This is a genomic window from Sorangium sp. So ce145, from assembly GCF_051525985.1.
Classification (GTDB): Bacteria; Myxococcota_A; Polyangia; order Polyangiales; family Polyangiaceae; genus Sorangium; species Sorangium cellulosum_B.
Map to the genome: position 1 here is coordinate 499,593 of NZ_CP150315.1, position 26,489 is coordinate 526,081.

Annotated in this window: 8 protein-coding genes; 5 read left to right on the plus strand and 3 right to left on the minus strand. The window is 71.7% G+C overall.

What is annotated here, in order from left to right; all coding sequences use genetic code 11:
• Positions 1–19: 19 nt before the first annotated feature.
• Positions 20–5,080 (plus strand): protein kinase domain-containing protein, encoded by a 5,061-nt coding sequence (locus WMF34_RS01880; RefSeq protein WP_437992230.1) that lies wholly within the window; start codon positions 20–22, stop codon positions 5,078–5,080.
• Between the two features lie 22 nt (positions 5,081–5,102).
• Here WMF34_RS01880 and WMF34_RS01885 read toward each other — a convergent pair whose 3' ends face one another.
• The 3 genes from WMF34_RS01885 to WMF34_RS01895 all read right to left on the minus strand — a co-directional run bounded on the left by WMF34_RS01885 (position 5,103) and on the right by WMF34_RS01895 (position 19,682).
• The gene (locus WMF34_RS01885) at positions 5,103–16,667 is read right to left on the minus strand and encodes an amino acid adenylation domain-containing protein (RefSeq protein ID WP_437992231.1); all 11,565 of its coding nucleotides are present in this window, start codon (positions 16,665–16,667) and stop codon (positions 5,103–5,105) included.
• A gap of 625 nt (positions 16,668–17,292) precedes the next feature.
• Positions 17,293–17,874, minus strand: a complete 582-nt coding sequence (locus WMF34_RS01890) for a cupin domain-containing protein (protein ID WP_437992232.1) — start codon at positions 17,872–17,874, stop codon at positions 17,293–17,295.
• 542 nt (positions 17,875–18,416) lie between these two features.
• Positions 18,417–19,682 carry a class I SAM-dependent rRNA methyltransferase gene (locus WMF34_RS01895; protein WP_012232982.1) on the minus strand — a complete coding sequence of 422 codons (1,266 nt, stop codon included), beginning with the start codon at positions 19,680–19,682 and terminating at the stop codon, positions 18,417–18,419.
• A 30-nt stretch (positions 19,683–19,712) separates the two neighbouring features.
• On the opposite strand from WMF34_RS01895, the gene WMF34_RS01900 reads away from it, so the two are divergent.
• The 4 genes from WMF34_RS01900 to WMF34_RS01915 all read left to right on the plus strand — a co-directional run bounded on the left by WMF34_RS01900 (position 19,713) and on the right by WMF34_RS01915 (position 26,488).
• Positions 19,713–20,798, plus strand: coding sequence for a hypothetical protein (locus WMF34_RS01900; protein WP_012232983.1), 1,086 nt, complete (start codon positions 19,713–19,715; stop codon positions 20,796–20,798).
• 627 nt (positions 20,799–21,425) lie between these two features.
• Positions 21,426–22,511, plus strand: coding sequence for an FIST signal transduction protein (locus WMF34_RS01905; protein WP_231864652.1), 1,086 nt, complete (start codon positions 21,426–21,428; stop codon positions 22,509–22,511).
• 25 nt (positions 22,512–22,536) lie between these two features.
• A complete protein-coding gene (locus WMF34_RS01910) occupies positions 22,537–24,408 on the plus strand; it encodes an ATP-binding protein (protein ID WP_437992233.1) in 1,872 nt (623 codons plus the stop codon).
• 112 nt (positions 24,409–24,520) lie between these two features.
• Positions 24,521–26,488, plus strand: a complete 1,968-nt coding sequence (locus WMF34_RS01915) for a 4-alpha-glucanotransferase (protein WP_437992234.1) — start codon at positions 24,521–24,523, stop codon at positions 26,486–26,488.
• Position 26,489 lies beyond the last annotated feature (1 nt).

Consider the following 26,489-nt stretch of genomic DNA (forward strand, 5'->3'; position numbering starts at 1 on the left):
AACCCGCGAGAATGTATTTATGGCAAGTGGGGCAGCTTACACATTGACGGGCGTCATCCACGAATCCTCGGCGACGACGGTCTACCGGGGAGTTCGAGAGAGCGACCGCTCCCCGGTGGCGATCAAGCGGCTCAAGAGCGAGCGCCCGCTGCCTGTCGAGATCGCGAAGCTCAAGTACGAATACGCCATCGCCCGAGACCTCGCGCTGCCGGGCGTCGTGAGGGTCTATGGGATCGAGAAGGTGGGGAGCAGCCTGGCGCTCATCATGGAGGATGCGGGCGAGCGCCCGCTCAACGAGCTCATCGGCGCGGGCAAGGTGAAGCTGGAGGACGCGCTCCGTATCGCGATCTCGATCGCGGACGCCCTGGAGTCCATCCATCGACGAGGCGTCACTCACATGGATGTCAAGCCGCACAACATCCTCGTCAACGCGGAGACGCTGGAGGCGAAGCTGACGGATTTCGGCAGCGCGACGCGCCTGTCGCAGGAAGCCCACAAAGCGAACCGCTTCGCGTCCTTCGAGGGGACCCTGGCCTACATGTCGCCGGAGCAGAGCGGGCGGCTGAACGTCGTCATCGATCGCCGCACGGACCTCTACTCCCTGGGCGTCACCCTGTACGAGATGGTGACGGGCGTCCTCCCCTTCCGGACGACGGACCTCATGGACCTCGTGCACAGCCACATCGCGCGGACCCCGCCGGCGCCGCAGACCGTGTCGCCCGCGGTGCCGAGCGCCGTCTCCGACATCGTGATGAAGCTCCTCGCCAAGAGCCCCGACGACAGGTACCAGAGCGCGCACGGGCTCAAGGTCGACCTGGAAGAGTGCTCGTCGCAGCTCTCGTCGAAGGGGAAGATCGAGCCGTTCCCCGCCGGCCGCTACGACTACGTCGATGAGCTGCGGGCGCCTCAGAAGCTCTACGGCCGGGAGACCGAGGTCGCGCTCCTCTCCGACGCGTGGGTCCGCACGAGGCAGGGCGGGAGCGAATCCGTCCTTGTCTCCGGCTACTCCGGGATCGGCAAGTCGGTCCTCGTGAACGAGCTCCAGAAGAGCGTCGTTCGTGAGAGAGGGTATTTCGCGACCGGCAAGTTCGACCAGCTCAACCGGACCACGCCGTACGCGGCCGTCGCGCACGTCTACCAGGAGCTCATCCGCAACATCATGGCGGAGTCTGCCGAGGCGCTTTCGCAGTGGAAGCGCAGGCTCTCGGCGGCGGTCGGCTCGAACGCGCAGCTCCTCATCGACCTGATACCGGAGCTCGAGCTCCTCATCGGCCCTCAGCCGGCCGTCCCGGCGCTCGGCCCCACCGAGTCGCAGGCGCGGTTCCAGCTGACGCTCCAGAACTTCTGCCGCGCCTTCCCCTCCAAGGAGCGCCCCCTGGTCCTCTTCTTCGATGACCTGCAGTGGGCGGACGCGGCGTCGCTCAAGTTCCTCCAGACCATCGCGGCCGAGGCGCGGATCCCCTACATGCTCATGATCGGCGCGTACCGCGACAACGAGGTCGACGCGAGCCACCTGTTCTCCGTCGTCCTCGGGGAGCTCCGCAAGAAGGCGGCGGCGGTGAGCGAGCTTGTGCTCAAGCCGCTCGCCTTCGCCGACGTGAACCAGCTCGTCGCCGACACGCTGAGCTGCGATCCTCACCGCGCGGAGCCCTTCGCGAGGCTCATCTTCGACAAGACCCGGGGCAACCCGTTCTTCATGAGCCAGCTCATGAAGAGCCTGCACGCCGAGAGGCTCCTCTCGTTCGACCCCGTCGGCTTCTCGTGGACATGGGACCTCGATCGCATCCGCGAGGCGAAGGCCTCGGAGAACGTGATCGAGCTCATGGTGGGCAAGATGCGCCGGCTGCCCGAGCGCGCCCAGCGTATCCTCTCCCTCGCGGCGTGCGTCGGCCACCAGTTCGATCTGACGACGCTGGCGATCGTGACGAGGCGGTCGCGCCTGGAGGCGGCCCGCGAGCTCTGGGGCGTGCTCCGCGAGGGCTTCATCCTCCCCGTGGACGCGGAGTCCAGGTTCTTCGATATCGCCATGGACGGTGAGCTCGCCGTCGCAGAGGACGGCTCCGACGAGGAGCTCAACGTCTCTTACAGGTTCTTGCACGATCGCGTGCAGCAGGCCGCTTACGCGCTCATGGACGACGCGGACAAGCAGGCGGCGCACCTCCAGATCGGGCGGCTGATGCTGGAGGACAGCAGGCGAGATCAGTCCGAGGCCGAGCTGTTCGACATCGTGGGCCACATGAACAGGGGCGTCGCCCTGATCACGGACGAGCGCGAGAGGCGGGCGCTCTCGCGGCTGAACCTCGACGCCGGCAAGCGGGCGAAGATGGGGGCGGCCTACGACGCCGCCGTCCATTACCTCGAGATCGGGACATCGCTGCTCGACGCGGAGAGCTGGAAGAGCGAGTACGAGCTCGCGTTCGGGCTCCACGCCGAGCTCGCGGAGTGCAGGTGCCTGAGCGGCGGCTTCGAGGCGGCCGAGCCGCTGTTCGACGTCCTCTCGGCCCAGGCGAAGACCACGCTGGATCGCGCGAACGTCTGCGTGCTGCGCATGACCTTCTACCTGATGCTCGGCCAGATCAACCGGGTGATAGACCAGGCGCTGGAGGCGCTCGGGCTGCTCGGGGTCGCGCTCCCGCAGGCCGCCGAGGAGCGCGAGGTGATGCTGCGCGAGGAGCTCGCCGCCATGCGGGCGAGCCTGGAGACGCGCGAAATAGCGAGTCTCATCGACCTGCCGCAGGCCTCCGGCGCGGAGACACAGATGATCCTGGGCCTCCTCGGCGAGCTGGCGACGCCGGCGAACGCCGTGGATCCCACCCTCGGCCTGCTCGCGGTGGTCAAGCAGATCAACCTGTCGATGAAGCACGGCAACTCGGCCATGTCCGCGCTGGGGTACGTCTCGTTCGGCAGCATGCTGGGGAACGATCTGCCGCTGTTCCGGGACAACCCTCAGCGATACGAGGAAGGGTACGAGTTCGCGAAGCTCGGGATCGCGCTCAACGAGAAGTTCAACAACGTTCGCCTCACCTGCAAGCTGCTGATCTACTTCGCGGCGATACTCCACCTGTTCGAGCATCTCTCGGCGACGATCGACTGCTTCGGGCGTTCCCGCCAGGCCGGGCTGGCGAGCGGCGACCTGGTCTATGCGTCGTATTGCTGCATGCACATCGCGGCGGCGAAGCTGAACCTCGGTGACGATCTGGACGGGCTCGCGGACGAGATCGAGCAGAACCTCGCGCTCGTGCGGCGGATCGGCGACCTGACCACGATCCACGCCCTGGTCTGCGCGAAGCAGGTGGTCGCGAACCTCACGGGTCGAACCGAAGGGGGGCACTCCCTGAGCGACGGCTCGTTCGACGAGGCCGAGTTCACGAGCTCGATCGAGGGGTCGGACCTCGCCTATGTGGTCAGCTGGTACAGCGCCTTCAAGCTTCAGCTGAGCTACCTCCACGGGGACTACGCGTCCGCGCGCTCGTTCCTGGCCACCGCCGAGCGGCAGAGCGTGGGGTGGTCGAGCCACGCCTGGGCGACGGAGATCGTCTTCTTCGGCTGCTTGACGCTCGCGGCGTCGTGCGACGGGGCGCCGGACGGCGAGCGGGCGCAGTACATGGAGGGGATCGCGAGGCTGGAGGCGAAGCTGAACCACTGGGCGGAGCTGAGCCCGTCCAACTACGCCCACAAGAGCACCCTCGTGGCGGCCGAGGTGGCGCGCCTCTCGGGGAGGACGCGGGACGCGATGATGCTCTACGAGAAGGCGATCGAAGCGGCGAGGGCGAACCGGTTCGTGCGCGACGAGGCGATCGCGAACGAGATCGCGGCGAAGCTGTACGAGGCCGAGGGGCTGCTCCGGTCCGCGCGGGCCTTCATGACGGACGCCTACCACGCGTACCTCTTGTGGGGGGCGACGGCCAAGGTGGAGAGTCTGGCGCGGGTCGCTCCCCACCTCGTGCCCGCCGACGGAGGGCTCATCGGGCCGCGCAGCGTGGTCGCCTCATCGCGCTCCGGCAGGGCGCAGACCACGTCGACGACGCGGCTCAGCACCAGCATCCTCGACGTGGAGGCGGTGATCCAGGCTGCGCAGGCGCTCGCGGGCGAGGTCGTCCTGGAGAGCGTCGTGAGCCGGCTGATGGAGATCGTCATCAAGAACTCCGGCGCGCAGAAGGGCGCGCTCATCCTCGAGCGCGAACAGCACCTGCTCGTCGAGGCCGTCGTCACGGCGGAGCCGAGCTCGCTCCGGGCGGGCCTGGCCGCCCCGCTCGAGGGGAGCACCGACGTGCCGGTCTCCATCGTGCAGTACGTCGCGAGGACGAAGGAGCCCGTGATCCTGGCGGACGCGACCCAGGAGTCCCGGTTCGCGGGCGACCCGTACATCGCCGCGTGCGCCCCGAGGTCGATCCTGTGCCTGGCCATGGTCCACCAGGGCCGGACCAAGGGGATCATCTACCTGGAGAACCGGCTCGCCCCGAGCACCTTCAAGCCGGCGCGGCAGGAGCTCGTCAGGCTCCTTCTGACGCAGGCCGGGACGGCCGTGGAGAACGCGCTGCTCTACGAGCACCTGGAGCACCGCACGGCGGCGCTCCAGGAGGCCGAGCAGCGGCTCGGGGTCGAGTTCGCCGGGCGAGAGCGGAGCGAGCGGGAGCGCCTGTCCTTGCAGGAAGAGATCATCCGGGTGCAGAACGACCGGCTCGCGGAGCTGTCCACCCCCATCATCCCGATCACCGACCGGATCATGGTCATGCCGCTGATCGGGATGATGGACAGCGCGCGGGCCCAGCAGGCGCTCAGCACCGCCCTGCACGGGGTCGAGTCGAACGGCGCCGAGGTCGTGATCATCGACATCACCGGCGTGAAGCTCGTCGACAGCGACGTCGCGAGCACGCTGATGGCCACGGCGAAGGCCCTCCGGATGCTCGGGGCGCAGGCCGTGCTCACCGGCATCCGCCCCGAGGTCGCGACGACCCTCACGGGCCTGCAGATCGAGTTCAAGGAGATCGTGACGCGGGGGACGCTCCAGAGCGGCATCGCGTACGCGCTGCAGAGGACGGGGAGGACCGACGGCCTCGTGAAGAGCGCCGCGCGTTGAGCGCGGCGCCGGATCGACCGGCTCAGGTCCTCGCCTGTCCGCTGTCGGGGCTGCTGTCCGGGCCGCTTCTCCGGGAGCTCCATCGGCTCAACCCCGAACGCGCGGCGCTCTCGGGGATCCTGGCCCTCACGCGGCTCCGCGACGTGATGTGCGCCCGGACGACGCGGGCCACGGACGCGACCTGAGGCGGCTCCATCATGGTGAAATGGTTGCCCGGGACCTGGTGCGTGACGAACCGCCCGCGGGTGAGGTCCCTCCAGTAGTCGACGTCGTCGGATCCGCTCGCGTCGAGCTGCTCGCGCGCGCTCACGAACAGGACGCTGGCCTCCGTCGGGCGCGGCTCGTAGAGCGTCATGGCGCGCCAGGTGCTCAGCACGATGGCGCGGAACGGCGCGTCCTCCTGGAGCGCGGCGACGAAGCCCTGGTACGCCTTGGGGGCCGCGTCCTTGAGCCCGAGCAGCTGCCGGAGCACGTCGTCGGCGCTCTCGATCGATGCGCCCCGCACGGCCGCCAGGGATCCGGTGTCCAGCAGGAGGAGCTGCGCCCTCTTCCCTTCCGCCAGGAGCTGCTGCGCCATCTCGTAGGCGATCACGCCGCCGGCCGAGTGGCCGCCCAGGAGGTACGGGCCCTCCGGCTGGACGGCGCGCAGCTCTTGAACGTACCGCGCCGCCATGGCGGGGATCTCGGTGAAGACGGGCTCGCCGGGCTCCATCCCCGACGCCCGGATCCCGTAGATGGACAGCTCGGCGCCCATCTGCCGCGCCAGCTCGCGGTAGATGAAGATCGTGCCGCCGATGGGCTGCACGAGGAACAGCGGCGCCCTGCGGTGCGACCCGACGTGGAGCGGGACGATGAGCCGGCCGCGCCCGCGCGCCGACGCGGCGCTGGCGCTCCTGTAGGTGGGCGGCGCGGAGGCGCTGGAAGGCTGGCTCTCGTGGATGTGCTCGGCGAGCGCCGCGACGGTGCGGAGCTCCAGCAGCGCGTGCACCGGTAGCTCGACCTTCAGCCGCTCCTTGATCAGGGCCCGCACCTCGATCGCGCTCAAGGAGTGCCCGCCGAGGTCGAAGAAGTTGTCGTGCGGCCGCACCTTGGCCACGCCGAGCACCTCCCTGAAGATGTCCGCGAGCGCGCGCGCCACGTGATCCGCGGGCGCCCCCGCCCTCGGCTCGGAGCTCGCGTCGCCCCGGTCCGTCGCAGGCGCCGGGCGCGACGCCGCGTCGCTGCTGTCGAGCGCCGACGAGGGCGCCGCCTTCGTCGCGGGCGCCGGGCGCGGGGCGCCGAGCATGTACGGCGTGCGCTTGAACGGGTACGTCGGCAGCGGGACGCGCCGGCGCCGCTCGTCCTGGGAGAACGCCGCCCAGTCGACGTCGGCGCCGGCGCACCAGAGCTGGCCGACGGCGGCGAGCATCGCCTCCAGGTCCGTCCGATCGGAGCCCGAGCTCGCCATCGTGGTGAGGATGAGCCGCCCCGCGCCGGCGTCGGGGTGCTGGCTCGCCAGCGTGGACAGCGTCCGCCCGGGCCCGACCTCGACGAAGACGTGATCCGGGTCGAGGAGCAGCGCTGCGAGCCCTCGCCCGAAGCGGACGGTCCCCCGGAGGTGCCGGGCCCAGTAGGACGGATCCTGGGCATCGGCGTCCGTCATCCACGCGCCGGTGAGGTTCGAGAGCATCGGGATGCGCGGCGCCCGTCGCTCCAGGGTGGCCGCCAGCTGGGTCAAGCGGTCCGCGAGCGGGCCGACGAGCGAGGAGTGCGCCGCCGTGGCGATCGGCAAGCGCCGGGTCTCGTGGCCCTCGCGCGCGCACTCCCGCTCGAGGCGCTCGATCGCCGGCAGCGTCCCGGAGACGACGCACACCTCCGGGCCGTTGACGGCGGCCAGGGAGAGGCCGTCGCCGAGCCGATCGAGCAGCGCGTCCTCGGAGAGGTGCACGACGAGCGTCGCCACGTCCCTGGGCAGCTGCTCGTACAGGCGCCCGCGCGCCGCGATGAGCGCCACCGCGGCCTCGAGCGACAGCACGCCCGCGACGCAGGCGGCTGTGTACTCGCCCAGGCTGTGTCCGCTGACCGCCACCGGGCGGATGCCCCACGACAGGAGGAGCCGCGCCGTCGCGACCTCGATCGAGAAGATGGCCGCCATGTTCGCGCAGGGGGCGCGCAGCTCCTCTGTCGCGCGCTCCCGCTCCTCGGGGCCCGGGAAGAGCAGCGCCCGGATATCCATGGAGAGCGCGCGCTGGAACAGCGTGGCGCACTGATCGAGGCTCTCCCGGAAGACGCGCTCGCTCCCGTACAGCTCTCGCCCCATGTCCAGCCGCTGGGAGCCTCCGCCGGGGAAGAGGAACACCACCTTCGGCGCGCGGCCCTCGGCGACGTCGCTGAAGGCGTGGGCGGGATCGCGCGCTCGCAGGCGGGCGGCCGCGGAGACCGGGTCGCGGCAGACGACGGCGCGGCGATGCGCGAACCGCGCCCGCCCCTGCTGGAGCGTGAAGGCGACGTCGGGGAGGGAGACGTGCGCCGCGTGCCGCAGGTGCCCGGCCAGCCGATCCGTCATGCCCTCGAGCGCTTCGCTCGTCTGCGCGGACAGGACCAGCAGCTGGCAAGCCCGCGACGGGCCGGACGGATCCCTCGCGGGCGCCTCCTCCAGGATCACGTGGGCGTTCGTGCCCCCCATCCCGAAGGCGCTGACCCCGGCGCGGCGCGGGCGCGTCCCGCGCTTCCAGGCGAGCGGCGCGGCGTTGACGAAGAACGGGCTGCTCTCCAGGTGGAGCTCGGGGTTCGGGCGCCGGAAGTGGAGCGTGGGCGGGATCAGCTCGTGCTCGAGCGAGAGCGCGGCCTTGATGAGCCCGGTGGCCCCGGCGGCCGCCCCCAGGTGCCCCAGGTTGCTCTTCAGCGAGCCCAGCGCGCAGAACCCGACTTTGTCAGTGCCATTTCTGAAGGCGCGCGACAGGGCAGCGATCTCGATCGGATCACCGAGCCTCGTGCCCGTCCCGTGGCCCTCGACGAAGGTGATGCTCTCCGGCTCCACCCCCGCGGCGGCGTGCGCCTTGAGGATCGCCTGCGCCTGTCCGTCCGTGCCCGGCGCGGCGTAGCCGACCTTGCGCGAGCCGTCGTTGGTGATCGCGGATCCGAGGATGACGGCGTGGATGTGGTCGCCGTCGCGGAGCGCGTCCTCCAGCCGCTTGAGCACGACCACCGACACGCCGCTGCCGCCCACGGTCCCCTGCGCGTCGGCGTCGAACGGCCGGCAGTGTCCGTCCGGCGACGCGAGCGAGCCCTCCTCGTGGACGTGGCCGAGCCGCGTCGGCGGCAGGACCACGACGCCGCCCGCGAGGACCATGTCGCACTCCTTCGTGGCGAGGCTCTGGCAGGCCAGGTGCACCGCGACGAGCGACGTCGAGCACGCGGTCAGCACCGTCACGGCGGGCCCGCGGAGGCCCAGCTTGTACGCGACCCGCGTCGTCAGGCCGTCGGTGACGTTCCCGGTGAGGACCCGGTAGTACTCGGCGCTCAGCGGCGCCTTGGGCATGCCGACGCGCTCCAGCCAGTACAGCGGGGCCTCGCTCCCCGCGAAGACGCCGACCGACTGCTCGCACGAGAGCGGGTCGTAGCCGGCCCTCTCCATCGCCTCCCAGGCGCACTCGAGGAAGATCCGGTGCTGCGGGTCCATGAGCATCGCCTCGTTCGGGCTGTAGCCGAAGAACCGCGCGTCGAAGCACATCGCGTCGTCCAGCACGCCGCACGCCGGCACGAGGTTCGGCGCGCGGATCAGGTCCAGATCGACGCCCGAGGCCTCCAGCTCCTCGGGCGTGAAGAAGCGGATGCCCTCGACGCCGTTGCGCAGGTTGAACCAGAGCGTGTCGACGTCGCGCGCCCTGGGGTAGCGCCCGGCCATCCCGACGATCGCGACGGCGTTCGCGGGCGCCGCCTTGCGCTCCGGCGCGGGGGCCCGGCGGCTCGAGGGGCGCGTCGGCGGCGCCGGCGCCGCGGTCTCGTCTGCCTCCGCGGCCCGCGGGGCCGCCCCGAGGTGAGCGGCCAGGCTGCGGATCGTCGGGTGCTGGAACAGCTCCACGATCGGCACGTTCCGGCCGAGGCGCGCCTGGAGCGCGGCCTGGACCTGCACGAGCAGGAGCGAGTGGCCGCCGAGCTCGAAGAACCGATCATCGAGCCCCACGCGGTCGAGGTCGAGCACCTTGCGCCAGATCTCGCTCAGGACGGCCTCGATGTCCGAGGCCGGCGCGGCGATCTTGGGCTCGGCGCTCGGCGTCGGGCGCTCGGGCGCGGGGAGCGCGCGCCGATCGACCTTCCCGCTCGCGTTGAGCGGCAGCGCGTCGAGCTTCACGAAGATCGCCGGGACCATGTACTCGGGGAGCTTCGCCGCAAGGAACGCCCGCAGGGCCGGGAGGAGCGCGCGCGCCTGCTTCGCGCGGAGCGGGTCGTTGACCAGCGGCGCGCGCGCCTGTCCCTCGGCGGCGCTCGCGCCGAGGAGCGCGCGCGGCCTCCGCGGATCCCCGTCGCGCTCGAAGACGACGTCCATGCGGTCGGGGCCTCCGGTCCGCGACCAGGTGACGCGGACCGCGTAGCCCAGCCTGCCGCCGAGCTCCCAGAGCGCCTCCGGCTCGATCGCGGCGCCGGCGCGCGCGGGGCCGGCGGCGCAGAGGTCCTCCTTGGTCCCGCTCGCCGTCGAGAGCGCCGCTGCCAGGGCGACGTCCGCGTGCACGCGCGCGTTCGGGATGCCCAGCACCTCCAGCGCCTCGGGGCGGTCCTCCCGCAGCGACCGCTCGATCTCATCGATGTCCGCCGGCGCCGGCCCGCCGATCGAGCGAGCGATCGCGGCCGGCTCCGCCGCCGCGCCCACGAACAGCACGACGTCGTACCGGTAGCGGGTCATCTCCTCGGCGCCGTGGCCGCGCTTGAGCCAGATCTCCACCTGGCTCACGCCCGGGATCTGGCCGCGCAGGGCGCGGAAGTACTCGGGCGCGACGACGAGCTCTTCCTCGGTCGAGATCGCCCGCCGCACCCGGCCACGCAGCTCCTCGGCCGCGGTGTTCGGCGACGCCCGGTGGAGCTGCACCGACGCGTGGAACGCCTCGAGCAGGGGGAGGCTCCGCACGTCGCCGATGAACACGAGCCCGCCCGGGGCGACCGAGCGGACGGCGCCCTCGATCACCGATCGCAGGTAGTCCGCGCCGGGGAAGTACTGCACGATCGAGTTGAGGACGATCGCGTCGAAGCTCCCGGGCTCGACGTGGCTGAAGTCGTTGGCCTCGCGGCGCGCCAGCGTCACGTGCGTGTACTCCCTGGCGGCGAGCCTGGGGCGGAGCAGGGAGATGGCCTGCTCGGAGAAGTCGGTCCCCAGGTAGGCTTCGCAGCGGGGCGCCGTCTTCAGGAGCAGGAGGCCTGTCCCGCAGCCGATCTCCCAGACCCGCTTCGGCTGGAAGGACAGGATCCGCTCGACCGTGAAATCGCGCCACGCGCGCATCTCCGCCGCCTCGATGGGCGCGCCCGTGTAGCTGCTGTTCCAGCCCGTCGTGTCGAGGTCCGGATCGGAGAGGGCGATGTCCTTCGCGTAGGTATCGTCGTACAGCGCGCGCCACTCCGTGACGTGGCCCGCCTGGAGGCTCGCGTCGTGCGCCGCGGGCCGCCCGCCGCTGCTCGGCACCACGTACGCGACGAGGCGCTTGTCGCCGTGAGCGTCGTCCGTCGCGAGGACGACGGCGTCGTCGAGGGCGGGGTGCTGCCTGAGCGTGGCCTCGATCTCGCCGAGCTCCAGGCGGAAGCCGCGGATCTTGACCTGGTGGTCGATCCTGCCGAGGAACTCGATGTCGCCGCCGGGCAGCCAGCGGACGAGGTCGCCGGTGCGGTACATGCGGGCGCCGGGCGCGTCGGAGAAGGGGTCGGGGAGGAAGCGGTCTTCTGTGAGCTGCGGGTCGTGGAGGTAGCCGCGGGCGAGGCCATCGCCGCCGATGTAGAGCTCGCCGGGGACGCCGACGGGGACGGGCTGTCGGCGCGGGTCGAGGAGGTAGACGCGCACGTTGTCGATGGGCCTGCCGATGGGCGGCTCGCGTGAGGCGTCGCGGTCGTCGTGGGCGCCCCTGGGGAGGGCGCAAGAGGTGGTGACGACGGTGGCCTCGGTGGGGCCGTAGTTGTTGACGACCTCGAAGGGGATGGCGCGGTGAGGCCAGCGCCGTAGTTTGTCGCCGCCGGTGAGCAGGGCGCGCAGGGAGCAGCGCGCGGGCCAGTCGAGGCGCAGCAGCTCCTCGGCGATGGGGGTGGGGACGAAGGAGACCGAGATGTGCTGTTCCAGCAGCCACTGCTGGAGCTCCAGGGGCGAGCGGCGGAGGGGCTCGGAGGGGATGTACAGGCAGGCCCCGGAGCAGAGCGAGGGCCACATCTCCCAGACCGAGGCGTCGAAGCCCGGGCTGGCGATGAGGGTGGTTCGATCGGTGCTGGACAGGGCGAAGCGCCGCCTGTGCCAGGCGACCAGGTTGGTGAGCCCGCGGTGCTCCACGAGCACGCCTTTCGGCCGGCCCGTCGAGCCCGACGTGTAGATCACGTACGCCAGGTCGGAGGGGCCTGTGCTCCTCGGCGGCGCCGAATCAGGCTTCCCGGTGAGCGCCCGCCCGTCGGCGTCGAGGCGGATCACCACGCCGCCGAACGCGGGGATGCGGTCGGCGGGGCGCGCCCCGGTGATGAGCACCGGCGCCCTGGAGTCGTTCAGCATGAGCTCCAGCCGCTCGCTCGAGCTCTCGGGGCCGAAGGGGACGTACGCCCCGGAAGCCTTGAGGATCCCGACGATGGCGACCAGGAGAGCGAGCGACCGTTCCGCGTGGATCGCGACCGCCGTCCCCGGCTCCACGCCGGCCTCGCGCAGGCGGTGGGCGAGCTGGTTCGCTCGGCGATCGAGCTCGCCGTACGTCAACGAGCCGCGGTCGGCCACGGCGGCCAGGGCATGCGGCGCGCGCGCCGCCTGCTCCTCGAACAGGTCGAGGACGCACCGGTCTCCTGGAGGGTCGACCTCCGTGTCGTTCATCTCGATCACGAGCCTCCGCTGCTCGGCGCGCGTGAGCAGCGGCAGCGACGACACCGGCTGATCCGGCCCCGAGGCCGCGGTGGAGAGCATCGTCAGCAGGTGCTCCGCCATCCGCTCGATCGTCGCTCGGTCGAAGAGATCGGTGCTGTACTCGAGCATCCCCGTCACGCCGTCGGGGCTCTCCCAGGAGTACAGCGAGAGGTCGAAGATCGTCTTCTTGGCGTCGGCCTCGATGGGACGGACCTCGACCCCGGCCAGCGCGAGATCGCGCTCCGCGGGGCTCTGCGGGGCGAAGGCGATCTGCACGACCGGGTTGTAGCCCGGGCTGCGCTCGGGCCTCAGCTCCTGCACGAGCACGTCGAAGGGCAGCATGTCGTGCTCGTAGGCCTCCAGGCACAGCTGCCGCACCCGCTGGAGCAGCTCGTCGAAGCTCGGGTCGCCGGACAGATCGACGCGCAGGGGCACGATGTTCACGAAGAAGCCCATGATCTCCTCGAGATCCATGCGCGCCCGGTTGGCGCTCGGCATTCCGATCAAGAGGTCGTCGCGCTGCGTGTAGCGGTGCAGCAGGACGGCGAAGGCGGCCATGAGGACCATCGTCACCGTCATCCCCCGCTGGGCGCTGAGCTCCCCGAGGCGCTCAGCGAGCGGCGCGTCGATCCGGAAGGAGACGGTGGCGCCGCGCAGGCTCTGGATCGCCGGCCGCGGATGATCGCTCGGCAGCTCGAGCAGGGGCGGCGCGTGGAGCAGCCGCTCTTTCCACCAGGCGAGCAGCTCTGCTCGGGCGCTGTCCCTCATCTGCTCGCGTTGCCACGCGGCGAAGTCGGCGTACTGGATCGCGAGCTCGGGCAGCGCCGCGGGGGCGCCCCCGCGGTGGCCGTCGTAGAGGATGGCGAGCTCGCGGAACGCGAGCTCGATGGACCAGCCGTCGGTCGCGATGTGATGGAGATGGAGCCACAGGACGTGGTCCTCCGGCCCGAGCTTGAGCAGGCAAGCCCGGAGCAGGGGGCCTCGCTCGAGGTCGAAGAGGGTCTGCGCCTCTGCGTTGATGCGCTGGTGCGCCGCGACCTCCCGCTCGTCCGGGGAGAGGTGCTGGAGATCCATCACGTTGAGCTGCAACGAGCTCTGCGGGGCGATGATCTGGACCGGCCGCCCGTCGCGCTCCGCGTAGGTCGTCCGCAGGATCTCGTGCCGCTGCGCGAGCTCGCGGAGGCTCTTGTCCAGCGCTCCGACGTCGACGCGCCCGCGCAGGCGGAACGGGAACAAGCAGTTGTAGGCCCGGCTCTCCGGCGCCAGCCGCTGGAGGAACCAGAGGCGCTCTTGCCCGAAGGACAGGGGCAGCGGCCCGAGGCGCGGGACGGGCGAGATCGCGCGCTCGGCCCCGCGCGCCGCGGGCTCCTGCCTCACGAGGGGCGCGAGCTCGGCGATGGTCGGGCGGCGGAAGAGCTCCTGGAACGCGAGTTCGACCCCGAGCGCGCTGCGCACGCGGGAGAGCAGCCGCACGGCATGGACGGAGCTGCCGCCCAGCTCGAGGAAGCTGTCATGCACCCCCACGCGCTCCTGCCGCAGCACCTCCTGCCAGATTTCGGCGAGCGCCCGCTCGACGGGAGAGCGAGGCGCGACGAAGGCGTGCGCCAGCGCGGTCCGCGCGGGGCCGGGGGCCGGGAGCGCCGCTCGGTCGACCTTGCCGTTCGCCGTCATCGGCAGCGCGTCGAGCGCGACGAAGGCGGAAGGCACCATGAACTCGGGCAGCCTGCCCTGGAGGTGAGCGCGGAGCGCCGCCGGCGACGCCTCCACTCCCTCCGCTCCTCGCGCGGAGGCTCCGTCGCCGCGCGTCGGGACCACGTAGGCGACGAGGCGCCTGTCGCCGTGAGCGTCGTCCGTCGCGAGGACGACGGCGTCGTCGAGGGCGGGGTGCTGCCTGAGCGCGGCCTCGATCTCGCCGAGCTCCAGGCGGAAGCCGCGGATCTTGACCTGGTGGTCGATCCTGCCGAGGAACTCGATGTCGCCGTCGTGCCGCCAGCGGACGAGGTCGCCGGTGCGGTACATGCGCGCGCCGGGGTCGGAGGAGAAGGGGTCGGAGAGGAAGCGGTCGCGGGTCAGCTCCGGGTCGTGGAGGTAGCCGCGGGCGAGGCCATCGCCGCCGATGTAGAGCTCGCCGGGGACGCCGACGGGGACGGGCTGTCGGCGCGGGTCGAGGAGGTAGACGCGTACGTTGTCGATGGGCCTGCCGATGGGCGGCTCGCGTGAGGCGTCGCGGTCGTCGTGGGCGCCCCTGGGGAGGGCGCAGGAGGTGGTGACGACGGTGGCCTCGGTGGGGCCGTAGTTGTTGACGACCTCGAAGGGGATGGCGCGGTGAGGCCAGCGCCGTAGTTTGTCGCCGCCGGTGAGCAGGGCGCGCAGGGAGCAGCGCGCGGGCCAGTCGAGGCGCAGCAGCTCCTCGGCGATGGGGGTGGGGACGAAGGAGACGGTGATCTGCTGCTCGATCAACCACCGCTGGAGCTCCAGGGGCGAGCGGCGGAGGGGCTCGGAGGGGATGTACAGGCAGGCCCCGGAGCAGAGCGAGGGCCACATCTCCCAGACCGAGGCGTCGAAGCCCGGGCTGGCGATGAGGGTGGTTCGATCGGTGCTGGACAGGGCGAAGCGCCGCCTGTGCCAGGCGACCAGGTTGGTGAGCCCGCGGTGCTCCACGAGCACGCCTTTCGGGCGGCCCGTCGAGCCCGATGTGTAGATCACGTACGCCAGGTCGTCCGGCGCCTGGCCAGCGGCCGGAGGCACCTTGTCCACGGGCTCGCGATCGAGCATCGCCCGATCCGCGTCGAGGCGAACGACGCTGAGCCCGCGGCTCGGCACGCGGCTGACGAGGTCGTCGCTGGTCAGGAGCGCCGACACCTTCGCGTCCTCCAGCATGAACGCGAGCCGAGCCGGCGGATAGGCCGGGTCGAGCGGGACGTACGCGCCCCCTGCCTTGAGCACGCCGAGCGCGGCCACGATCATGTCCGGCGAGCGCTCCAGGCAGATGCCGACGAGCGCGCCAGGCCCGGCGCCGCTCTTCCTGAGGTGGTGAGCGATCTGGTTGCTCCGCCGATCCAGCTCGGCATACGTGAGCCGCTCGCCCTCGAACGCCACCGCGGCGGCGGAAGGGGCGCGGCGCGCCTGCTCCTCGACCAGCTCGTGGACCAGCTCGCGCGGCGGGGCCGTCGCCGCGCCGCTGCTCCAGTCGACGAGGAGCTGCCGCCGCGCGTCGGCCGACAGGAGAGGCAGATCCGAGATCCGCTGATCGGGGGCCTCGGCAGCGCCGTCGAGCAGCGCCTGCCAGTGCTCGAGCAGCCTGACCGCCGTCGCCTGCTCGAAGAGATCGCGGCGGTAATCGAGCCTCGCGACGACCCCTTCGGCGGCGTCCTCGACGCTCACCACGAGATCATGAGCGACGTATGGCAGATCGAGGTCCGTTCGGGTCAGCGTGAGCAGCGGCCCATTGCACGGCGGGGGGCTCTGGGGCGTCGCCGCGAAGAGGACCTGGACGATCGGCGTGCGGCCCGGGTCGCGCGGCGCGGCGAGCTTCTCCAGCAGCGCCCTGGCGGGAACCTCGCTGTTCGCTCTGCCCTCCTCGATGGAGCGGTGTACCTGGCGCAGGAGCTGTCGGAACGAGGGCTGTGCGCCGAACCTGCCCCGCACGATCACCGGGCCGCCGAAGAGGCCGATGAGCTCGCGGACGTCCGGCGTGTCGCGCCCGGGCAGGGGCGTGCCGATCAAGACATCCTCCTCGCCGGTGATCCGGTGCAGGACAGCCAGCATGCCCGCGAGCAGCGCGGTGAACAGGCGCGCTCCTTCGTCCCGGGCCGCCGCTTCGAGGCGCAGGAGGAGCGCTCGGTCGAGCGCGCGCTCGACCGACCCTCCGTCGAAGGCATGCACGGCGGGCCGCGGCCGATCCGTCGGAAGATCCAGGGCAGTCGGCGCGCCGGCGAGCTCCCGTGTCCAGTGGTCGAGCCGCGCGTCGAGGCGATCGCCGGCGGCGCGGTCGAGCTGCCGCCGGACGTGGTCCTGATAACGCATGGGCAGCGCCGGAGGCGTCATGGAATGATAGAGGGCGCAGAGCTCCGAGAAGAACAGCCCCACGCTGAAGGCGCCGTCGCAGACGAGGCCGTGCATGGACAGCGCGACCAGGTGGCGGCGGGGGTGCGCCCGGATGAGCGTCACCCGCCAGAGCGGGGCACGCTCGAGATCGAAGGGGCGAGCGGCCTCCTCACGGGCGGCCGCGAGCGCCGCCTCGTCCGAGGTGGGCTGTAGGTCCGGGGCCAGGTCCACCTCTCCGAGGTCGATCGCCGCCGCGGGGCTGACGACCTGCGCGGGCTCTCCGTCGCGCTCGATAAAGGAGGTCCTGAGCGGCTCGTGGCGCGCCGCGATCGCCTCGATGGCGCGGCGCAGCCTGGGTACATCGAGATCCCCGTCGAGCCAGGCCGCGGCGCCTTCATGGATGATCGGCGCGGGACCATGGACTCGAGCAAGGAGCCATTTCGTCTCTTGCTCGAAGGAAAGTGGCGCGTAAGTCAGCTCAACCATGGCGCATGCCCTCCCGTCCGTTGATGTCAGAGAGCACCTCCCTCCTCCCGCTCCGAGCGGTCGGAGAGGCCCTCGCAATGGGCTCACGCGCGCCGCGTAGGCGGCACCCATGCAGGTTGTGAGGCACTCCATTCGCTCGCGCGCCGGCTGTCGGCTCAGCGATGTCCTCGGTGACATGGCGCTCCTCCTCCCGAGCGCGCAAATCATCCCCGAGCGCGCATCAGGCGTACGCCTGTCACGGAACCATCACGCGAGAACTCGACGTCTTCGCCTCCCCCGGCGACACCTTTTCTTGGTCTACAGAATTAATAATGATCCTTTATCGTAGTATTGCCAAGCGGAATAATCAAAATCTTTCGTGCGACGAGCAGAAGGCTCATCTCGATCATGTTCGAGTTCCCGCTCGAGTTCCCGCTCGAGTTCCCGCTCGAGCTCCCGCCCGAGCTCCCGCCCGAGTCCCTGCCCGAGCTCCCGCCCGAGCAAGTCCATCTGTGACACGCCCTGCGCTGGTCGGCGCGGCGCCGCGCCCGGGGCCGCGCCGGCAGGGGACCGCGTCTGGCGCTGAACAGCCAGCGCCTCCGTGGCTCGGCGGAGGCTGTCCGCGGATGGACCGCGAGAGCAGGCGCTACTCTGTGGGAGGATCGGTGAAGAGCATACCAGTCGTCGCCGTGAGCTTCTCCAGGATCGCGGGCCCGAAGCGCTCGGCGAAGCGCGCCCTGTCCTCGGGCGCGATGACGATGTCGCCCGGCTCGTCTTCGTGCTCGTCCGTGATGATGGCGAGGAGCAACCCGGGCTCCTGGCCGACGTTCTCGAACTGCCGGTAGACGCCCACGGGCACGTCGATCATATCGAACGGCTCGAGCGTCGTCTCGTCCATGGCGCCCTCGTTCCAGCGCAGCGCGAAGCGTCCAGTGAGGCACAGAAATACCTCCCTCGAGCGACGGTGTGCGTGCAGAGGGACCTTGTCGCCAGGCCTGCAGCTGACGATGCCCACGCTCATGCCTTTGGAGCCGACGATGGCCGGCCCCGTCCCCTCGCGCGCGTCCCCCGCCGCGGGCGCCATCAGGAGATACAGAGGAGGGTTCACGGCGTCGAACGCCTCCTGTGGGATGCTGGTGTCAACGGTGTGATTCACGTAAGCCCGGAGCTCGCCGAACCGCGCGATGCGCGAGCGCATCTGCTCCGGGGTGATCTTCAGCGTCGTCATGATAGATCCCCCTTTCTGCCGCGTTCGAGCTCCTGGAGCGCTCGGCGCGGCTCGTCTCCAAAGATACCGCGGGTTATGGCGGTGCGCTCGATCGATTCCCTGCTTCGAATCGACTTTATCGCTCGCTATCGTCGCACGTATCGTCGCGGGTGACGCGGGTGACGCGGGTGACGCGCGTGATCCGTGTGTTGGCTGAGCAATGGACAATACTGGGCCAGTGTAGTAGCGTGGCCCGGGAAGGCCGATCTCTGGAGGAGCTCTGAAGCGTCGAGACGCGATGCTGCCGATCCCGCGGAGCGCCGGACGGTGGAGCCGACACGGCCGCGGCGCCTGTCGATCATGTCTTTGGGAGCGACATTGAATTCCAGGGACAGCCGTTTCCGCTGCGCCGGCAGCGCCGTGGTCACCAGCGAATTCCAGCGATAGCCGTTTCCGCTAGGCCGGCAGCGCCGTGGTCATTGGCGAATTCCAGGGACAGCCGTTTCCGCCAGGCCGGCAGCGCCCGCGTCGCCGGCGGCGAATCCGGCGGGCGTGTCAGCGCGTCACTCCAGCACCACGAACTTCAGATACCGCCCCTCCCACCACGCCGGCAGCGTCGGGTGGTCCTCCGGCTGCCCGTGGATCGCCCGGATCCGCAGGTCGTCCCGCTCCAGCGTGGCGTCGTCCAGCGTCGCCAGGAAGTCTTCCGCCGTGATGTGGCTCGAGCACGACGCCGCGCACAACACGCCACCTCGATCCAGCACGCGCGCGACCGCGGCGTGCAGCCGCCGGTAGGCGCCGAGCGCGCGCGGCTTGGCGCGCTCGCTCGGCGCGAAGCTCGGCGGGTCGCAGATGATGAGATCGTACCGGTCGCCGCGCGCGCGGGCCTTCTCGAGGAAGTCGAACGCGTCCGCCGTCACGAACTCGTGGGCCGCCGGATCCACGCCGTTCTCGCGGAACGTGCGCTGCGCCGACGCGTGCGCGGCCGACGCCGAGTCGACGGAGGTGACCCGGCCCGCGCCGCCGAGCGCCGCGGCCACCGAGAAGCCCCCCGCATAGCTGAACAGGTTGAGCACGCGCCGGCGCCCGGCCGCGAGCGCGCGCACGCGGGCGCGGTTGTCGCGCTGGTCGAGGAACGCCCCCGTCTTCTGCCCGCGCGCGAGATCGACCTCCATCGCGATCCCCGTCTCCCTCACGAAGAGGCGATCCGGCAGCGGCGGCCCGTGCAGGTGCGCGAGCTTCTTCCCGTCCGCGTCCTCGCCCGCCGCCGACGCGCGCGCGCGGAGGCCGATCGAGCGCACGCCGCGGGCGCCCAGCGCGCGCGCGAGGTGCGGGAGCAGGCGATCGAGCCAGGGCGCCAGCATGTCGCCGTCGAGGCGGATCACCGCGGCGCGGTCGTACCGATCGATGACGAGCGACGGCACCCGGTCCCCCTCGCCGTTGCACAGCCGGTAGGCCGTCGTGTCGCGGCCGTCGAACCAGCCGTCGCGCAGGGCGAAGGCGCGCTCGAGCCGCTCGGCGATGGCCCGCTCGTCGAGCGGCGGCGCCTGCGTGCGCTGGAAGACGCGGACGGCGATCGCCGAGTCCGCGTCCCAGAGCCCTCGCCCGAGGAACGGCGCCCCCTCGGCCGACAGCTCGACGACGTCGCCCGACGCCGCGGCGCCGCCGCGGTGCGCGCGCTCCCCGCGCTTGCCTTCGCCGCGCTCGCCGCGCTTGCCCTCGCCGCGCTTGCTCCCGTGTCCGCCGCCGTCCGCGATGCCGTCTCGGTAGACCCATGGGTGGCCGCGGCGGACGGCGGCGGCGGCTGGCGCGGTGAGATGGACCCGCATCGACCCCGCCTAGCACGGTAAGCTCGCAGCGTGCTGCACCGAGTTCGTTCGTCCGGATGGGCCTGCCTCGGGGGGATCTCGCTTGCCGTCGCGGCAGCCTGCACGCAGGACCACGGCGTCCTCGGCCGGGATCCATCGAGCGGGGCGAGCACCTCCGGCGCCGGCGGCGGCCCGGGAGCGACAACGAGCGGCGCGACGACGACGACCACGGGCGCGGGCGGCGGCGCGGTCGAGCCGCCGGGGCCGACGAAGCTCACGGTGGTCAACGGCATCAGCGATCACGACGCGGTGCGCTTCTGCTTCCTCGCGTACCCCGACGGGACCGGCGCCGGCGTGGACCCCTGGCCGGGCGCCGCCGCGGGCCTCGCCTTCGCCCGGGCCCAGGAGATCGAGCCGCTCGGCGCGGCGATCCCCGCGGGGACGAGCCTGCGCGCGCACGTGATCGCCGGCGACCTCCGCGCGACGGAGGGGCTCGACTGCGCGGAGATCCTCGCGCTCGCCGGCGGCACGGGGAGCCCCGCGGCCCCGATCGTGGCCGCGGGGCTCCCCGTGCTCCCGGCGCCCGTGTTCGCCGAGGAGAAGAGCCTCCTCGTGGTCGCCACCGGATGCCTCGGCGGCGAGGGGCACACGCACGAGAGCGAGAAGGAAGGCTGCGGCGACGCCTACACGATCGACACGCCGACCGCCGGCCTCGTCGCCGTCGCCATGTCGCGGCGGACGACGTTCGACAGGGTGAGCCTGCAGGTCGCGCACGCGAGCGCGGCGACGCCGGTGGTCCATGTGGCGCTGGCGCCCGGGCGCGAGGACGCGACCGGGGTGACGCTCGCGCAGGACCTCTCCTACGGCGCGATCGCGCCGTTCCCACCGTTCACCGGGTTCTCGGTGGGCGATCTCGGCGCGCTCGACGAGGTCGCGATCGAGACCCGCGATCCCATCGAGGGGACGGTGACGTCGTCGGTGCCGATGCGCGAGATCCTGGCGAGCAGCGACGTGCCGGCGGCGGACATCGGGGACGGGCAGGGGTTCGTGCTTGTCGCCGTCGGGGCCGCTCCGGGGGCGGAACAGGGCGGGTTCTGGCACCCCCTGACGTACTCGCTCTTGCGGGCGAATCCCTGAGCTCGTTCCCGGATCATCCCATGAGCGGCGAGGTTCCGGGGTTCACCGTCTCTCGTCGGACGGAACGACCACGCCTCGCCTGGCGGCGCGCCGTGGACTCGCCTTGATTCCGCCTCGGGCATCAAGGCCCCATCGAGCGTGGTTCGCAATGCCACGATCCTGCCGTGTGGTGCCGTGTTGTCCAGCATTTGCGCAAGGCCCTGATTGCTCCTGTACGGCCGACTCGAGTGTGTCCGGCGTGTCTGCCGAGCTTGCAGCGCGCGTTGTCTTATCGGAGGATGAGGGGCCTGCCCCCTCGGTCTCAGGCGCCTCCCTCTCTCCTCGCAGATCAGCCCTTCGCGGGCCTCCTCACGGCTGTGCCTGGCTCTTCGGCGAGGAGCGTCGCGCCGGGAAAATCGTGAGTCGCTCGACGAACGGGAGCGCCCTGTACGGATGACATCATGAGACAATCACCCGCCGTGACGATCGGATGAATCTCCAGTATAACGCGAGTGCCGAAATTCCGAGGGGGGAGGGAACATGGCGACACAGGTATTTGTCGGGGCGAGCTCCGCGGCGGATCCGAGAGAGGCTGCTTCAGAGGCCGTGGCGACGGCGCTCCGCGGGTCTTCCCGCACCGAGCATGCGGTGCGACCGGCATTCGCCCTCGTCTTATCGACGGACCAGTACGACGCCGACGCGCTCGCCGCGGCCGTGACGAGCCAGCTGCCGGGCGTCCCCTGGGCGGGGTGCTGCACTGCAGGGGTCTTCGCCGGCAGCCGGCTGCTCCGGCAGGGGCTCGTCGTGGGGCTTGTCGCCTCGGAGACCGTGCGTGTCGGCGTCGGGGTCGCGCAGCCGGTGAGCCAGGACGGGCGGCGCGCCGGCGTGCTCGCCGCCTCGCGCGCCCTCGAGAAGTTTCCGCCGTCCGTCGCTCCCGGGTGGAGCCGCGCGCTCATCGTGCTGCCGGACGCGGTCACGGGCAACGCGGCCGACGTGGTGCGCGGCGCGGTCGAGGTCGGCGGGACGGGCGTCGTCTGGGCCGGCGGCGGCGCGGGCGACAACCTCCGCTTCGTGCGCACCGCGCAGTTCGCGGGCGGCAGCGCCTTCTCGGACAGCGTGGTCGTCGTCGCGATCGACTCGCCGGCGCGCATGGCGACCGGCATCCGCCACGGCTTCCGGCCGTATGGCCCGCCCACGATGGTCACCCGCGCCGAGGGCACGGTCCTCGCCGAGCTCGAGTACGAGGGCGCCTTCTCGGTCTACCAGCGCACCGCGCGGGCGAGGGGGGATCAGGTGAACATCGACGGCTTCGCCACGTTCGCCATGACCCACCCGCTCGGCATCCCGCAGGCCGACGGCGAGCACGTCATCCGCGATCCGCTGCGCGTCGTCTCGCCGGGGGGGCTCTACTGCGTCGGCGAGGTCCCGGACGGGTGCCTCATCCGCGTCATGGAGGGCGACCCCATCGGCCTCGTCGGCGCCGCGCGCGAGGCCGCGACCACGGCGCGCGAAGCGGTGGCCGGGCCCATCGCCGGCGCGTTCGTGTTCGACTGCATCTCGCGGTGCATGATGCTCGGCGACACGGTGCGCGACGAGCTGACCACCTTCGAGAGCGAGCTCGGCGAGAGCGTCCCGGTGATGGGATGTCTGACCTTTGGAGAAGTCGGTACGCTGGGCCGAGGAGTACCGCAGTTTCACAACAAGACCGCTGTCGTGCTCGCCCTGGGGGCCTGAGCGCGGGAGCGGTTGGAGCCCTGTCATGCCGAGCGGCGAAGAGCACGAGATCCAGGAGGAACGGCTGGCGCTCCTCAGCGTCCTCCAGGAGCTCACGGTCGCGGCGCTCGACCTCTTCGATCCGCACCAGTCGATGGCGGTCTTCCTGGAGCGGCTCGCCGAGCGCCTGAGCTGCATCGCCGTGCTCGTGCTCGTCGAGCCGGACCCGCGGGCCCCGCGGCTCCTCGACGCCGCCGGCCTGTCGGCGAGCTCGCGCGCGCTGCCCATCCCGCCGCGCTCGCCCGCCTCGACGGGCGAGCCCAACGGCGCGGGCGCGGGCCTCTCCTTGCCGTACCCCGAGCTCGCGCGGCCCGGGCTCGTGACGTGGCACTTCTCGCTGGAGGGGCAGGGCGACAGCGGCGCGTCCAGCCTCCTCCTCTGCTTCGAGAGCGAGCCCCCGTTCGCGCCCCGGTACCGGGGCATGATGCGCCGGCTCACGGCGACCTTCCGCACGGCGCTGGTGCACCGCCTGCTCTACGCCCGCATGATCGAGAACGAGCGCGAGCGGGTGCGGAACCTCGCCGCCGCGGAGGCGGGGCGCGCGGCGGCGGAGGCGGCGCAGCGGCGCGCGGCCTTCCTCTCGGAGGCGAGCCGGCTGCTCTCGAGCTCGCTCAATTACGAGGCGACGCTGGTGCGCGTCGCGCGCCTGCCGGTCCCGTTCGTCGCGGACTGGTGCATGGTCGACATCATCGAGCGCGAGGCCATGCTCCGGCGCGCGGTCGTCGTCCACGCCGATCCCCAGAAGAGCGAGCTCGCGCGCCTCCTGCAGGGCCAGACGCCGATGGACTCGGTCCTCCCGTCCGGCGTCGCGCGCGTGCTGGCGACGGGCGAGGCGGCGCTCTGCGAGGTCGCGGGCGCGCCCCTCGCCCCGGAGAGCGAGCGCGGCTCGTACGACAGCGAGCCGCCGGTGTCGGCCAGCGAGACGCTCCTCATGGAGCTCGGCCTCCGGCGATACATCTCCGTGCCGCTCGTCACGCGCGGCACGATGCTCGGCGTGCTCACCATCGCGTCCGGCCGCGACGATCTGCTGTACGGCGTGGAGGACCGGGCGCTCGCCGAGGATCTCGGGCGCAGGGCCGCGCTGGCGATCGACAACGCGCGGCTGTACGAGAGCGCGCAGCGGGCGATCCGGGCCCGGGAGGAGCTCGTCGCCGTGGTGTCGCACGATCTCAAGAGCCCGCTCGCCACCATCGTCATGAACACGAGCCTCCTGCGCCGGAAGCTGCCGGGCGCGGATGAGGCGGTCGAGGTGCGGCGCCCTGTCGAGCGCATCCAGAAGGCGGCCGACCGCATGAACCGCCTCATCCGCGATCTGCTCGACCTGGCGAAGCTCGACGGCGGCCACATCTCGATCCAGCCGGTGCCCCACGACGTCGCTGGCCTGCTCGGCGACGCCATCGAGCTCCTGCGGGAGGAGGCGGCGGAGAAGTCGCTGCGCCTCGAGCAGAGCGTCGAGCTCGGCGTCGATCGGGCGCTCTGCGATCGCGAGCGGATCCTGCAGGTGATCGCCAACCTCGTCGGCAATGCGATCAAGTTCACGTCGGCCGGCGGCGAGGTCGCCGTCCGAGCCGAGCCGTGGGGCAGGGAGGTGCGCCTCTCGGTGCGGGACACCGGCCCGGGCATCCCGGAGGACCAGCGGGCGCGGATCTTCGAGCGCTACTGGCAGGCGAAGGAGACGGCCCACAAGGGCACCGGGCTCGGCCTCTCGATCGCGAAGGCGCTCGTCGAGGTGCACGGCGGGCGGATCTGGGTCGAGAGCAAGGTGGGCGAGGGCAGCACGTTCTTCTTCACGCTGCCGATGGTGGAGGCCACGAGCGCGACCTCGGGAGTCGCGGCGGGCACGCGCCTCGGGGCCTGACAGCGGCATTCGGGATTTGCCGTACAGCGGTGTAATCACATCACCGAGGCAGGAGGGTCTCTTCGCCTTGCGCGTTGGCGGTCCGATCCGTTCATCGCTATACCTTGCCACGATGAAGGACGTCGGGAACGACAGGGCCGATGCGGCGCCGGCCGAGGCACGATGGGGCGATGACGAGCGGGGGCTCGTCGAGGCCGCGCTCGGGCTGCTGGGCATCCGCAACCTCGTGCTCGCGATCCACGATCCGAGCTTTCCCTCGGACGACGCGGAGGACATCGGGCGCGGGTCCCCGAATACCGACGGGGGGCGCCGATTCCTCCGGTTCGCGCGGGATCTCGGCTTCAATGGCGTCCAGCTGGGGCCGCAGGGGGAGACCTCTGCCGACAACGCGTCTCCGTATGACGGCACCATCTTCTCGCGGAGCACGCTGTCGATCGCGCTCGCCCGGCTGGTCGAGGACGGCCCCTCTGGCGCGCTCCTCCGCCCCGAGTCGCTCCGGGAGATCGTCGCCGGGCGGCCTCCTGGCAGCGAGGCTCGCGCGCACCACGGCCATGCCTACCGCGCGCAGCGCGCCGCGCTCCGCGAGGCGTACGCGTCGTTCGAGGGCCGGCGGAGGCGCGACGAGCCCGGCGAGCTCGGCGAGCTCGCCGACCTCGAGCGCCGCCTCGACGCCTTTACACGGCGGAACGCGGCGTGGCTCGAGAGGGACGGGCTCTACGGCCCCCTCTGCGCCGAGCACCGGAGCGGCTGGTTTCACGGCTGGTCTGGCGAGCCGGAGCTGGACCGACGCCTCTACGCGCCTGGCCCTGGCGAGGTGGTCGCGTGCGGGGAGCGCAGGAGAGCGCTCCTCGACCGGTACCGCGACGAGCTCCGCTTCTACGCGTTCTGCCAGCTCCTCGCGCACGAGCAGCACGCGGCGCTCCGGACGGTGACGGCCGAGCTCGGGCTCAAGCTCTACGGCGATCTGCAGATAGGCTACTCGCCTCAGGATGCCTGGGCCTATCAATCGGTCTTCCTCAGGGGGTATCTCATGGGGGCGCCGCCGAGCCGGACCAACCCGGAGGGCCAGGTGTGGAGCTACCCTGTCCTGGATCCCGCGCAGTACGAGGATGCGTCGTCCGGCGGGCTCGCGCTCGTCCGTGCGCGGATGGACAAGATGTTCGACGAGTTCGACGGGGTGCGCCTCGATCACCCGCACGGGCTCGTCTGCCCCTGGGTCTATGCGGCCGACGCCCCCGATCCGCTCCGCGCCGTCCAGGGTGGGGCGCGGCTCTTCTCGTCGCCCGACCTGCCGGAGCACCCGTTGCTCGCGCGGTACGCCATCGTCTCTCCCGCGCAGCTGAACCGCGCCGTGCCCCGGTATGCCGACGGCTGGGTCACCTCGCTGTCTCCGGAGCAGGTCGGGCGCTACAGCGTCATTTTCGACACGATCGCGCGCTGCGCGGAGGCCCGCGGGCGCGCCATCTCCGACGTCGTGTGCGAGGTCCTGAGCACGCTCCCGTTCCCGCTCGGGGCCGTCCTCGATCGGCACGGGCTGGGGCGCTTCCGGGTCACGCAGAAGGCCGATCTGGACAACCCGAAGGACGTCTATCGCAGCGAGAACGCCGCGCCCGCCGACTGGATCATGGTGGGGACCCACGACACGCCGCCGCTCTGGAGGCTCCTCGACACCTGGGAGCGCGCCTCCGCGCTGGGGCGGCAGGCGGCGTACCTGGCGACGCGCCTCGCGCCCTCGCCGGCCGAGGAGGGCGCGATGGCGCGCGCGCTCGCGTCCGACCCTCGCGCGCTGGCGCAGGCCAAGTTCGCCGACCTCTTCGCCAGCCCCGCGTCGAACGTGATGGTGTTCTTCGCCGATCTGCTCGGGATGAAGGAGATCTACAACACGCCCGGGACGGTGGGCGACCACAACTGGTCGCTGCGGGTCCCTCGCGATTACGAGCGGTCCTATCTGGAGATGCGCGCGCGCGGCGCGGCCCTCGATCTCCCGCGCGCGCTCGCGCTCGCGCTGCGCGCGCGGGGCGGCGCGGAGTCGGTGGAGCGCGGGAACCTCGCCCGGCGGCTGGAGCGCTGCCCGCGCTAGC

Excerpts from the sequence above, each read along its gene's own strand:
- WMF34_RS01880 (WP_437992230.1), top strand. The coding sequence starts at position 20 with ATGGCAAGTGGGGCAGCTTACACATTGACGGGCGTCATCCACGAATCC.
- WMF34_RS01885 (WP_437992231.1), bottom strand. The coding sequence starts at position 16,667 with ATGGTTGAGCTGACTTACGCGCCACTTTCCTTCGAGCAAGAGACGAAA.
- WMF34_RS01890 (WP_437992232.1), bottom strand. The coding sequence starts at position 17,874 with ATGACGACGCTGAAGATCACCCCGGAGCAGATGCGCTCGCGCATCGCG.
- WMF34_RS01895 (WP_012232982.1), bottom strand. The coding sequence starts at position 19,682 with ATGCGGGTCCATCTCACCGCGCCAGCCGCCGCCGCCGTCCGCCGCGGC.
- WMF34_RS01910 (WP_437992233.1), top strand. The coding sequence starts at position 22,537 with ATGCCGAGCGGCGAAGAGCACGAGATCCAGGAGGAACGGCTGGCGCTC.
- WMF34_RS01915 (WP_437992234.1), top strand. The coding sequence starts at position 24,521 with ATGAAGGACGTCGGGAACGACAGGGCCGATGCGGCGCCGGCCGAGGCA.